General features: G+C 56.0%; 14 protein-coding genes. 3 read left to right on the top strand and 11 right to left on the bottom strand.

Annotated elements, in window-relative coordinates; translation table 11 throughout:
• Positions 1-8 precede the first annotated feature (8 nt).
• A complete protein-coding gene (locus tag V1587_RS07125) occupies positions 9-467 on the bottom strand; it encodes a YaiI/YqxD family protein (RefSeq protein WP_010428006.1) in 459 nt (152 codons plus the stop codon).
• 97 nt (positions 468-564) lie between these two features.
• On the opposite strand from V1587_RS07125, the gene proC reads away from it, so the two are divergent.
• Entirely contained in the window at positions 565-1,374 is an 810-nt protein-coding gene (proC, locus tag V1587_RS07120; protein WP_111963440.1) for a pyrroline-5-carboxylate reductase, read from the top strand.
• A gap of 16 nt (positions 1,375-1,390) precedes the next feature.
• On the opposite strand, the gene adrA is transcribed toward proC, so the two are convergent.
• The 6 genes from adrA to V1587_RS07090 form a co-directional block, all read right to left on the bottom strand.
• Complete coding sequence (gene adrA / locus V1587_RS07115) at positions 1,391-2,494, bottom strand: diguanylate cyclase AdrA (protein ID WP_371898735.1); 1,104 nt, start codon at positions 2,492-2,494, stop codon at positions 1,391-1,393.
• Between the two features lie 102 nt (positions 2,495-2,596).
• A complete protein-coding gene (gene psiF / locus V1587_RS07110) occupies positions 2,597-2,917 on the bottom strand; it encodes a phosphate starvation-inducible protein PsiF (RefSeq protein WP_008503278.1) in 321 nt (106 codons plus the stop codon).
• A gap of 89 nt (positions 2,918-3,006) precedes the next feature.
• Entirely contained in the window at positions 3,007-4,410 is a 1,404-nt protein-coding gene (gene phoA, locus V1587_RS07105) for an alkaline phosphatase (RefSeq protein WP_395314546.1), read from the bottom strand.
• Positions 4,411-4,509: 99 nt separating this feature from the next.
• Positions 4,510-4,770, bottom strand: a complete 261-nt coding sequence (gene iraP / locus V1587_RS07100) for an anti-adapter protein IraP (protein ID WP_023293178.1) — start codon at positions 4,768-4,770, stop codon at positions 4,510-4,512.
• 210 nt (positions 4,771-4,980) lie between these two features.
• The gene (locus V1587_RS07095; protein ID WP_371898733.1) at positions 4,981-6,195 is read right to left on the bottom strand and encodes a multidrug efflux MFS transporter; all 1,215 of its coding nucleotides are present in this window, start codon (positions 6,193-6,195) and stop codon (positions 4,981-4,983) included.
• A gap of 168 nt (positions 6,196-6,363) precedes the next feature.
• A complete protein-coding gene (locus tag V1587_RS07090) occupies positions 6,364-7,047 on the bottom strand; it encodes an extensin family protein (RefSeq protein ID WP_395314545.1) in 684 nt (227 codons plus the stop codon).
• Between the two features lie 103 nt (positions 7,048-7,150).
• On the opposite strand from V1587_RS07090, the gene ddlA reads away from it, so the two are divergent.
• A complete protein-coding gene (gene ddlA, locus V1587_RS07085) occupies positions 7,151-8,251 on the top strand; it encodes a D-alanine--D-alanine ligase (protein ID WP_371898731.1) in 1,101 nt (366 codons plus the stop codon).
• Here the strand turns inward: ddlA and V1587_RS07080 are convergent.
• Entirely contained in the window at positions 8,248-8,484 is a 237-nt protein-coding gene (locus V1587_RS07080) for a DUF2754 domain-containing protein (protein WP_371898730.1), read from the bottom strand. The genes ddlA and V1587_RS07080 overlap by 4 nt on opposite strands.
• Before the next feature lie 247 nt (positions 8,485-8,731).
• Here V1587_RS07080 and V1587_RS07075 point away from each other — a divergent pair, with 247 nt between their 5' ends.
• Positions 8,732-9,031: a DUF2755 family protein gene (locus V1587_RS07075; RefSeq protein WP_008503287.1), complete on the top strand. Its 300-nt coding sequence runs from the start codon at positions 8,732-8,734 to the stop codon at positions 9,029-9,031.
• On the opposite strand, the gene V1587_RS07070 is transcribed toward V1587_RS07075, so the two are convergent.
• The 3 genes from V1587_RS07070 to V1587_RS07060 form a co-directional block, all read right to left on the bottom strand.
• Positions 9,028-10,125 (bottom strand): DUF1615 domain-containing protein, encoded by a 1,098-nt coding sequence (locus tag V1587_RS07070; protein WP_371898729.1) that lies wholly within the window; start codon positions 10,123-10,125, stop codon positions 9,028-9,030. The genes V1587_RS07075 and V1587_RS07070 overlap by 4 nt on opposite strands.
• 14 nt (positions 10,126-10,139) lie before the next feature.
• Positions 10,140-11,360, bottom strand: coding sequence for a peptide antibiotic transporter SbmA (gene sbmA / locus V1587_RS07065; RefSeq protein WP_371898728.1), 1,221 nt, complete (start codon positions 11,358-11,360; stop codon positions 10,140-10,142).
• 114 nt (positions 11,361-11,474) lie between these two features.
• Positions 11,475-12,008 carry an isochorismatase family protein gene (locus V1587_RS07060; protein WP_371898727.1) on the bottom strand — a complete coding sequence of 178 codons (534 nt, stop codon included), beginning with the start codon at positions 12,006-12,008 and terminating at the stop codon, positions 11,475-11,477.
• Between the last annotated feature and the right edge of the window lie 137 nt (positions 12,009-12,145).

Raw genomic sequence — 12,145 nt, 5'->3', positions numbered from 1 at the left:
AATTATCATTACGCTGTGCGGCGCTTCACTTCCAGCAGCCATTTATCCAGTTCGGCAGCAAACTGCTGGCGATCGCGCTGTGACAGGCTGTCCGGTCCACCGGTCTGCACGCCGCTGGCCCGCATCGTATCCATGAAATCGCGCATGGTGAGCTTCTCGCGAATGGTCGACGGCGAGTATCGCTCACCGCGCGGATTGAGCGCCGCCGCCCCTTTCTCCAGCACTTCGGCAGCCAGCGGAATATCCGCCGTGATCACCAGATCCTCCGCGCTGCACAGGCGAACAATTTCGTTATCCGCTACGTCAAACCCGGCCGGCACGCGCAAAGAGCGGATGAACCGCGAAGGCGGTACGCGAATATTCTGGTTCGCCACCAGCGTCAGCGGCATCTGAACGCGCTCGGCGGCGCGAAATAAAATCTCTTTAATCACGTTCGGACACGCGTCCGCATCAACCCAAATCGCCATATTGTCTCCCCATAATGACTCTGTCGACTATTGTCGCCTGCATTTCGTTGTTAAGCTATCAATCAGAGAAAACAACGCATAATGACGGAGAATCGTGATGGACAAGAAAATCGGGTTTATCGGCTGCGGTAACATGGGCAAAGCCATCCTGGGCGGTCTGATCGCCAGCGGGCAGGTGCTGCCGGGTCAGATTTGGGTCTATACCCCGTCACCGGACAAGGTCGCCGCGTTGCGCGATCAATACGGGATCAACGCCGCCGAAAGCGCGCAGGAAGTGGCCCAGGTCGCCGATATCGTCTTTGGCGCCGTCAAGCCGAACATCATGATCAAAGTGCTGAGCGATATCACCTCCAGCCTGAATAAAGAGACGCTGGTGGTGTCGATTGCCGCGGGCGTCACGCTCGATCAGCTGGCGCGCGCGCTGGGCCACGACCGCAAAATCGTCCGTGCGATGCCCAACACCCCTTCACTGGTCAACGCCGGCATGACCTCCGTCACGCCTAACGCGCTGGTGACCTCGGAAGAAGTGGCCGATGTGCTGAATATTTTCCGCTGCTTCGGTGAAGCAGAAGTGATTGCCGAATCAATGATCCATCCGGTGGTCGGCGTGAGTGGCTCAGCCCCTGCCTATGTTTTCATGTTTTTAGAAGCGATGGCCGACGCCGCCGTGCTTGGCGGAATGCCGCGCGCCCAGGCGTATAAGTTCGCCGCGCAGGCCGTCATGGGCTCCGCCAAAATGGTGCTGGAGACCGGCAAACACCCGGGTGAACTGAAAGATATGGTCTGCTCCCCGGGCGGTACCACCATCGAAGCGGTGCGGGTGCTAGAGGAGCGCGGATTCCGCTCGGCCGTCATTGAGGCAATGGCAAAATGTATGGAAAAATCAGAGAAGCTAAGTAAATCCTGATCGTTTCAGTCGGGCGTCAGGCGGCCACTTCGGTACGGCTGCGCCCGGCATTTTTCGCTCTGTACAGCGCCACGTCAGCCGCCTTTAGCCATTCCCGATAATGTCCAAACTGCGGCCCCCAGGGGGCAACGCCTACGCTGATGCGCAGCGTCTCTTTTGGCGCGCACGGTAGCGACAGCGTTTCCAGCCGCTCATGCACCCGGGACATCACGGCGATCGCGCTTTCCGCCGCGGTCTGCGACATAATCACCGCAAACTCATCCCCGCCAAACCGGCCGATGGCATCACCTGACCGCACCGACATCTGGAGCTGGCGCGTGATGGCAATGATCGCCTCATCCCCCACGGCGTGACCCCAGGTATCGTTGATATTTTTAAAATGATCGATATCAATCAGCAAAATCGTGGCGGTACAGTGGTCGCGGCGGCAATGCTCAAATTCATTTCGCAGCAGCATTTCCCAGTGGCGTCGATTAAAGACCCCGGTCATGCCGTCGCGGGTGCTCATCATTTCCAGCCGCTGCTTGTGCTCGGCAAGCCTGACGGCGGTGCGGTGGCTGAGCCAGGCAAACAGCATGGGATAAAGCACCAGCACCGGCAGCGTTAAGCCCCACTCCACCGGGTCGGGGTTGAAGACGGCCACGTGACCGACAAGCGGCAGCGTCACCAGCGCGGAGAGCAGGGTTAACAGGATCCCCGGAATAAACAGACGACAGCCCCCGGAGCCCATCATGTTCATCCCTACCATCATCACCAGCGCTGCAGTGGGTAACGCGCTCATTCCCATCACGCCGATCCAGAGCCCGGCGATTATGGCATCTATTTTAAGATTGAAAATTTCCTGCTGATGAGGTGATGCGGCCCGGCAGGACAGCTGCCAGGCGAAATGGGGCCAGACGAACGCCCAACCGACCAGTAAAAGCCACCAGCCTCCGGGTAAAAAATGGGTGACCAGCATTCCTGCAACCGGGAAAAACATCGCTGCCAGCCCCACGGCGCGCGCCAGCCGAACCCGCCGGGCAAACTGAATGCCGGCGCGGTGAGAGTCATCCTGAGAAAGGGTTAAATTCCACTCTTCCCGAATGCGCTTTTTGTTGTAATACGTTTCATCATTCATCATTTTTGGGAATATTCTGAAACATTTTCCCAAATTATAGAGAGGGGGTCTGCGGGGAAAGTATGAAATTTCGGGTGAGCCGCCGGAGCCGCTCACCCGTTCGAACTACACTTTTTTCTTCAGGCAGGCACTCATGAACTTGCTGCGGTCATCCCCTTTCAGGGACTGCTCGGTTGCCTTGGCATTACACTCGCGCATCTTTTGCTGCTGAGGCGTCAGGCTTTTTTCAGCCGGTTTCGAGGCGCCGTTTTTGAGGCAGTCGCTCATGTAGGTCTTGCGAGCATCGCCCTTCAGACTCTGAGACGTCGCCTGTTGATTACAGGTGGTCATACGCTGCTGCTGCGGCGTTAACGTTTTCTCTTCCGCGTTCGCCGATGCGACCAGGAACAGGCCGGAGAGCAGAGTAACCAGTAATGTTGTTTTCATTGCACCATCCTTTTGTGAACATTCCCTGTAAGTCTGGTTCGTGACAGGAAAAAAACCAGCCGACAGATGTGATTTCCGCCGGGATTTTATCATTTCAGACCCAGCGCCGCCTTCATGGTGTAGAACAGATCCGTTTGATCCGTCAGGCCTACCACGTTTGCCGCGTGCGGGCCGTAGGCGGCAATGCGCAGCTGGGTGCCCGTGTGCTCCATGGACTCTTCTTCAGAGTTGCCGTAGCTCATCACCATGACGGCGCCATCTTTGGTGTTCAGCGCCTGCGTCAGGCCCGGAGCTTTGGTGTCTGGCGGAATGATCTGGCTGGCGTGCGCGTGGTCCGCGGTGACGATCACCAGGGTGTTACCGTCTTTTTTCGCAAACTCAAGCGCCTTCTGCACCGCTTCGTCCAGATCGACGGTTTCGCCAATCTGACCGCACGGATTCGCCGCATGATCCTGCTTATCGATTGACGCGCCTTCCACCTGCAGGAAGAACCCTTTTTCGCTCTTGCTCAGCAGAGAGATCGCTTTGTCGGTCATCGCCGCCAGCGTCGGTACGCTGTCCGTGCGTTTCGGGTTTGGCGTACAGGTCACCGCAGGCTTATCGATATTGCCGTGATACGAGGCTTTTGGACCTTCCCAGCGCACGGGCATGTTACCGTCAGAGAACAGCCCCAGCAGCGGCTTGTCCTGGTTCGCCTCGGTAATTGCTGCCAGCGAATTTGCGTCACTCACCAGCTGATAGCCGCGAGCCTGCGCCTGCTCGCGCAGCGTTTTGCCCTGCCATTCGCCCGCCGTCGCGGTTTCCGCGAAGGTTTTCGCGCCGCCGCCCAGGGTCACGTCAGGACGCGCGTTCAGAAGCTGTTCCGTAATCGAGCCTTTGCCGCCTTTTTCCAGCGCATTCGTTGGGCATTTTTCGCTGGTCACTGACGGGCCGTAGCACTTACGCGAGGTCACGTGCGCCACCAGCGCCGCGGGCGTCGCATCCTGAAGCTCAGCAGTGGAGACATTTCCGGTCGCCAGGCCCGCCGCCTTTGCCATCTCCAGAAGGGTTTGATGATCTTTTTCGTGAATATCCACGCCCAGCGCGCCATTATAGGTTTTAACGCCGGTGGACCACGCCGTGGCCGAGGCCGCAGAGTCCGTTACGTAATCCGGTTTACCGGTTTTTTTATCCAGCGCGTAATGGGTATATTGTCCGGTCAGGGGTAAGGCGTCGATGCCTTTAAAAAAGCCGCCCGCTCCCTCGGCATAATTTCGCGCCGCCGTGATTTCGGAATCGCCCATTCCATCGCCAATCAGCAGAATAATATTTTTATTTAGCGAAGCGCGAATAGCGGCAGTTTGATCTTCTGATAAACGGCGCGCGCCGCCAGGCTGGGTGATATCCCCTTTTGCCGCACGATTATCCAGCACGCTGGTTTGCGTCGTATCAGCATAAATGGCAGGGGTAATTAACAGGGGAAGTAATGCGATGAAAAGTGCGCTCTGTTTCAATTTATTTTCTCCATGTACAAATACATAAAAATAAAAACAGAGCGACTATAGGCATCCTGCATGACAATTCTATGACACGTCGTTACGTCCTGTGACGGTTTAGCTGCGCGGATGCCTTAACAGCTTCTTTACGTACTGGTGGAGCATCTCAGCATCCTCAACCGGTACCTGCGATTCGGGTCTGACGCTCTCCAGCGCGCCCTCCACGCTCTCAATCAACGCCTGTTGATCGGTTTTCGCCATTTGTCGCAGCAGCGCGGTGACCACAATTTCAAGCGCTTCGACCTGAGCCACCAGCTCTTTTGACTCCTCTTCCTTTTGTGCCAGCTTGACCAGCAATTCAGCAATGAGATTCTTCATCGTGCCAGTTCCTTTTTCAGTTTTGTCTGACGTTATCACTCTGAATCCATATTGCAAAGAGAAGATATTAATTATGGTATGCAAAAGTGATACAGGAACGGAAATAAAGAGGCAGCGCCGTGAGCGAAACGTTTTTCTATAAAAAGATGCCGCATTTTGTTATATAAAAATGCGGCTACCATAAGAATATATAATACATCTGACAAATCGTTATCTCGTCGATTTGGCCTCCGCCATTTGTCTGCGACGCCGCAGCGCAATAGCCAGCTGGATAATATTGATTAAAACGACAATCGCCGTGGCGGCAAATACCCAACGAAAACCGGCCATTGCGGAAACGGATGCGCCAATAAGCGGACCGGCAACATTCCCCAGATACATAAATGACTGGTTATATCCAAAAATACGCCCCGTCACCTGGTCGCTGGAATATTTGACCAGCAGGGTCTGTACCGCAGGCAACATGGCGCCGTCAGCAAAGCCGAGCAGAAATCGCAATACGCCTAGCTGAAGCGGAGAGGTGACAAACGACATCGCGAAGAAGAGCACCACCGCAAAGATCAGCGTCGCCATCAGGATGCGCGCGGTGCCGATCCTGTCACCCAGTTTTCCCAGACGCGGCGCGGAAATCAGGGCGGATACGCCCGGCACGGCGGCAATCATGCCGCTCAGAAAAGCGATATTCGTGCTCTCCGGCTCCATCGACTTAATAAACAGCGCCAGAATCGGACCGACCGAACCGTTACAGAGCTGGATAACCATAGTGGTCACAAACAGGCTGATCATCAGCCCCGGATAGGGCAGCGAGGCGAAGACCGCCTTGCCGCTGAGGCGTTCAGATTTACTGATAACCGGGCGCCCCCCTTCTTTAATCAGAAAGAGCGTGACCAGAAAACTGACCACCAGCAGGATCGCCGTGATAATAAATACCGCTCGCAGCCCGACGTGGTCTGCCAGAAAGCCCCCCAGCAGCGGCCCGCCGATAACGCCGCTTATCTGTGCCGTGGAGAGCGTACTTAGCGCCCAGCCGCTGCGCTCGCGCGGCACCTGAGAGGCGACCAGCGCCATGGCATTCGGAATGTAACCGGACGTCAGCCCCATCACCGCACGCAGGAAAAACAGCTGCCAGACGTTAGTGGCGAAGGCCTGCAGCAGAATGGCAATCGCCATCCCGAGCGAGGCGCGCAGCAGCATCAGTTTTCGGCCTTTCCGATCCGCCAGGCTGCCCCACATCGGAGACACAATGGCGGAGACCAGAAACGTGACGCTGAACGTCAGACCTGACCACATGGAGAGCGCTTCATGCGAGGTCACCCCCAGCTGCGAAACGTACAGCGGCAGGAACGGCAGGATCTGGCTGATGGCCAGCCCGGTAAAGAAGCAGCCGAACCAGACCGAGATGAGATTAACTTTCCAGGATTCCATAAAGAAATAGTCTTCATTTTTAGGCGAATTCGCCTACAGATTAGCAAGTTACGCGTTTTGACGTCGCACCAGAGATGCGGCCTGACTGACTTTGGTGTTTTATCTTCCCAGTCATCATATCTGTGAAATAAGTCACAATTCATCCATTTCCTGGCGGAATATTATGCTTCACCGACAGAGTCCGAAACCGCGCATGCCCAGATGAAAATGGTTGGCATGCGCCGCGTTATACTCCGGTCCCAGGCCGTTTCCGTAGTAGCCACAGCTCGCCGCCAGCATGGCCTGCAGCCATGGCTGCGTTGTCGCCGCCTTCCAGCCGTTCAGTACCGTGACCCGTTCCCCGTTCGCCAGACGAAATGCGGCGATATCCAGCGCCTCCGCCGTGGCGTGTTCACTGCGGCGCGCGTCAGGGCGATGATAAATATTGCGGCAGGCAAAGCTGCCGAGGTGGTCTATGCGCGCCAGGTCACTGCCCGTATAGCGTTTTGTCAGCGGCCGGGCCTGCTGGCTGATAAAGAGGGCTGAGCTGAGCGCTAGCGGACAGCTGGCAAGAAAGCTGCTGTTCAGGCCGACCGGACCAAAGTCACGCACACGCACAACATTGTTAAGCGGACACGCGCCGCCGCTGTCAGCGACCGGCTGGGTGCGGATGAGATCTCTTTGGTTAGCCTGTAACAACAGGCTCGCGCACGCCTCGGGGGTTAAACGCCGAAGCTTATACTGGGTGATTAGGCCTGGCGGATCGTCAAGCGTCAGCGGCATGAAAGGGTTGTAGTAAGGCGGCAACCAGCGGTAACCCAGCGTTGCGATGGTCAAAATGATAAATCCGATCAGCAGCGTTTTTCCTTTCACTCTCCCCCCTCAACATTCCCCACAACATTATGGCAGAAGGCCGCGAAACCCGCCGGGCATCGTGGTATGTTATTGGCTTTTCGTCAGACTGGAAGAGAGTGAGATGGCTAAGCAGCGCGTAGGTATTGTCTTTGGGGGAAAATCAGCGGAGCACGAAGTGTCATTGCAATCGGCCAAAAATATCGTTGATGCGATCGATAAAAGCCGTTTCGACGTGGTGCTGCTGGGCATTGATAAACAGGGCCAGTGGCACGTTAACGATGCCAGCCAGTATCTGCTGAACGCTCACGATCCGGCCCATATTGCCCTGAATCCTTCGGAAGTGAGCGTCGCCACCGTACCCGGCGTCGTGAAGGGGCAGCTCATCGACGCCGGCAATGCACAGGCTCTCGCCCAGATCGACGTTGTCTTCCCCATCGTTCACGGCACCCTGGGGGAAGATGGGTCCCTGCAGGGGATGCTGCGCATGGCCAACCTGCCGTTCGTCGGCTCGGATGTCCTCGGCTCTGCCGCCTGCATGGACAAAGACGTCACCAAACGCCTGCTGCGCGATGCCGGGCTGAATATTGCGCCATTCGTGACCCTCACCCGCGCCAACCGCGACAAGCACAGCTTCGCGCAAATTAGCGGAGAGCTCGGTTTGCCGCTCTTTGTGAAGCCGGCAAACCAGGGCTCCTCCGTGGGCGTCAGCAAAGTGACCAGCGAAGCTGAGTTCACGGAAGCTGTCCGCCTGGCGTTTGAGTTCGACCATAAAGTGGTGGTTGAGCAGGGCATCAAAGGCCGTGAAATTGAGTGTGCCGTGCTGGGCAATGATTTTCCACAGGCGAGCACCTGCGGCGAAGTGGTCTTAAACAGCGACTTTTACTCGTACGACACCAAATACATTGATGACAAAGGCGCGCAGGTTGTCGTTCCTGCGGATATCGATCCGGCGATTAACGATAAGATCCGGGCGATCGCCATTCGCGCTTATCAGACGCTCGGCTGTTGCGGCATGGCGCGCGTGGATGTGTTCCTGACGGCGGAAAACGAGGTGGTGATCAATGAAATCAACACGCTGCCGGGGTTCACTAACATCAGCATGTATCCGAAACTGTGGCAGGCCAGCGGCCTTAGCTATCCGGAGTTGATCACCCGCCTGATCGAACTGGCGCTGGAGCGTCACGCCGCCGACAGCGCGCTTAAAAGTTCCGTAAACGGTTAATCGGCGCGCTTCGCCGACTCCGTCTCATCCGCTGTCGTCTCTTCAGGACGACGGCGGATAATAAACCCCGCCAGCCAGAAACTTATCACCCAGGTCACCAGCCCAACGGCATACGTTTGCCAGCCTTTTGCTTCAAACCCCAGCAGGCCCACGACACCGTTAAGAATAAAGATCAGCCCGATAGCGAAGGCGTAGTAGTGCCAGTCACGGCGTAGTTTGGACGTGAGCTTCATAACAACTCCGGCAGGAAAAAAAGACATCCTCTCACAGTTTTACGGCCAGGTCTGTGGCAGATACGGAAATTCTGAAACGCGACGCAATTTCACTTAAGTGATGAAATTGTGATGTGCTGCAGAAATCAACAATCCAGGAGGATTCCGGCGCGTAAATTACCACGATTCTGATATTGACAAATGCGATGACCTGTCAAACTCACCCTGTACGAAGCGTATTATCAGAGCGATTTATCCGGAGGTCATCATGGCTGACTTTACATTGTCGAAACCGATTTTTGGCGGAAAACCAAAAACCTCCACGGCGGGTAATATCGCGTATGCCCTGTTTGTCCTGTTCTGCTTCTGGGCTGGCTCACAGCTGCTCAATATGCTGGTCCATGCGCCAGGCGTTTATGAACACCTGATGCAGGTGCAGGATAACGGACGCCCGCGAGTTGAGATTGGGTTTGGCGTCAGTACCCTGTTCGGCCTGATTCCCTTCCTCGCGGGATGTATGATTCTGGGCGTTGTGGCGTTAGTTTTGCGCTTTCGCCGTCGCCGTTAAAGCCCCATACAGCGAGCCCGGCGATCGTCCACGCGTTTAGCGAACCACGCCGTGGTGAGGTTACGCGTGATCTTCGGGCTTTCCAGCTGAATGCCCGGCAGGATAGCCCTCGGTAACGTTTTCCCGCTCTTCTTCTCTGCAAGCGCAAACACCTTCTTGTACAGATCCGTTTTCTCAAAGGCCAGGCTATCGCCTTTCTCAAGCTGGCGGCGAATGTCGCTGTTGCTCAAGCCAAGCGTTGTCGATAATTTCCGTACGGCAAGCTCAGTGCTTCCCGCCTCGCTGCTGCCGTAAGCGATGAGATCGCCGTCCAGCGCGAGCTTAACGCCGCTTGCGCGGCTGACCGCACTCTGGAATGCCGCATTACGACTGGCATACCAGCCGGCGTTAAAGTCGGCAAAGCGGTACAGCGGCTCATCGTAGTTCGCCGGGTAGTTCAACAGATGATACGTACCGAACCACAGTCCACCGCGTAGCGAGAAGACCTCCTGGCGCACCGTACCGTCGATTTTCCACGGATAGCCGTCGGTGTGTTTCTCCGCGAACGCGATGCTTACCTGCATTGGGCCACCGGTGTGCACCGGGTTCAGTGAGCCAAACAGCTTCTGTCCCATTGGGACCATGCTGATGAAATCATCAAAGATGGCGCTAAGCTGTTTTTCGGTTTTCACCGCATCCAGCCGTTCGCTGTAGCTTTTGCCATTCGGCGAGGTGATTTTAAGCGCGGTATGCACGAGGAATACCGGAATGTGCATGGACTCCGCGCGGCGGTCGATCTCTTTCCAGGCGATTTTATTCAGCCCCGGCACAGCCGGGTCTGACTGGTACATCGACTCCTGCTGTGCCACCGCCAGCACCGAGCAGATATTCTCCTCGGTCGGCGCGATCTTTTGGCTTTCAAAGGTTTTTGCCAGCGCGTCTGCCCACGCATTGCGATCCTTCACGCTGGCGGGCATTTTCTGCCGCACAACGCTCGCCACATCGACGGGCTTCTCGCCCTTTTTGAGCGGAGCGGCCCCCTTTTCGGCACAGCCTGCCAGCATAAAAGCGGCCAGAATGGTCAACGGTACTGCGCGCGGTACGGCAAAAGACATAGCAACGTCCTGTATTAGCTAAATGTGTTGGTGACTTCCTGCAGGTCACGATCGTCCAGCTCGAGTTCAAAGCTGCGCAGACGTTTGTAGATGGACATCAGTTCCACCAGCGTGGTCCAGGAGCTGATCAGGTACTGGAACGACCCACGAACCTGACCGAAAACGTTGGTGATCTGCGTCATCAGGCCGAGCGTAATCGTACCTGCAACAATGGACGGAAACAGCAGGAACAAACCGAAAACGTTATCCACCTGCAGATACAAAATACGCGCAATGTTGAAATACATGTAGTGGAAGTAGAGTCGGAAGTAGTTACGACGTACGGCGCCAAACAGCTCGCGGACGGTCGGCGGCGAAGCGCGGTTGGCATCGTCTTCACCGTAAACCAGCTCTTTACGGTAAGCGGCTTCCACGCGTTGATTTTTAAACTCCAGACCCGGCAGCTTGATCCCCACCACCGCCAGCAGGCCCGTCCCCATCAGCGACCAGACGATAGCAGCAATCACCAGACCATACGGAATATGACCGACAATAGGCAGATCCGGCACGTGTGCAGAGAGCGTCACCAGCACCGGCAGGAAGGCAATCAGCGTCATGATGGCGTTGATAAAGCTTACGCCCATGTCTTCAAGCGTGGAGGCAAAACGCATGGTGTCTTCCTGCACGCGCTGCGCGGCACCTTCGATATGCCGCAGGTGCTGCCAGTGCGCCATATAATGTTCGTTCATCGCGGTACGCCAGCGGAAAACGTAGTGGCTGACGAAGAAGTTGTTCATGACGCCGATGATAACCGCAATCAGGGCGATGCCGAGGAAGACGCCAACTTCATGGTAGAACTGGTTGATGGTCACCTTATGCGGCGAGCTCAGCGCGGTCTGGATCAGATCGTAGAACGGCGCATACCAGGCGTTCACCGCCACGCCCACCTCTACGAGGAACCAGGTCACAAAGATAATCAGCGATGTGCCGAGGATCGACCAGTACTGCCAGCGGTGCGGAGAGTACATAAACCAGAACAGGGCAAACAGCCCTACGCACACCGTGTAGTAGGCATAAAACAGCAGGTAGCTGAGCGACCAGAAACGCGCCGCGCTAATCGGCACTTCGCCTGTCGCCCCCGTGATGCGCGTCAGCCATGCGCCGCCGCCCGCCTGCCAGAAAATGACAGCGATCAGTGCCCAAATAAATGCCGACAGGAAAAAAGGCCCCGGCTTTGGGAAAAAAGACTTAAACATAATGCTTCCTTCTTGTTGTTATGGCTGTTGCTGTGTACAACACGTCACCAAACGAAAACCTGCCCGAGCCAGCCTCCCGGCTCCGGCAAAAAGGTCAGACCCGAGCGTTAATTATTAGTTCGCTTTCCAGTTTTCAAGAATTGTTTCGGTGCGTTTCACCGCGAGAGGATTCGCCGGCGCGATGAAGTTACGCCAGACGTCGTTGTGGTGGTTAATCACGATCTGCGCATCTGCCGCTGGGCGATTGGCGGTAGTATGGGCATCTTCCGCCACGGTGATGTGATAACCCCGGCTGACGCCGTTCTTAACCGTCGCATCAACGCAGTAATCGGTGGCGCAGCCGCAGATGACAAACTCGCGAATGCCCTGCTCACGCAGCAGCGCCTCAAGCGCGGTGTTATAAAAGGCATCGCAGGCAGTTTTGGTCACGTAAAGCGCGTCGACAGGCTGATGGAGTTCAGGCAACAGCGCAAACCCTTCACTTCCCTCTTCCAGGCCCCCGGCCTCTGTGTGCTGAATAAAAATAACCTTGTCGGCTGCCTGCGTAAGCTGGTTGATCAGAGAAACACACTTTTCGCGCTGATGACGAGGGGTTTCAAATACCCCGTTCTGCATATCGACAACCATAACCACACGCTTCTCAGACATACCGTTCTCCGTAAGATTGAGTGAAACTGGTGCCTATCATAAGCCCGATGTCACAAAATGGGAGATGGCTCGCAAGTAAATTGTTCATATTTACCCATGGTTACGTTTTTCTCGCTATCGTTATGCAATTCGGGGCA

Origin of the sequence: Enterobacter sp. ECC-249, from assembly GCF_043965265.1 — a bacterium.
GTDB classification, from domain to species: Bacteria; Pseudomonadota; Gammaproteobacteria; order Enterobacterales; family Enterobacteriaceae; genus Enterobacter; species Enterobacter quasiroggenkampii.
This window is presented reverse-complemented; position numbering and strand designations above follow the sequence as displayed.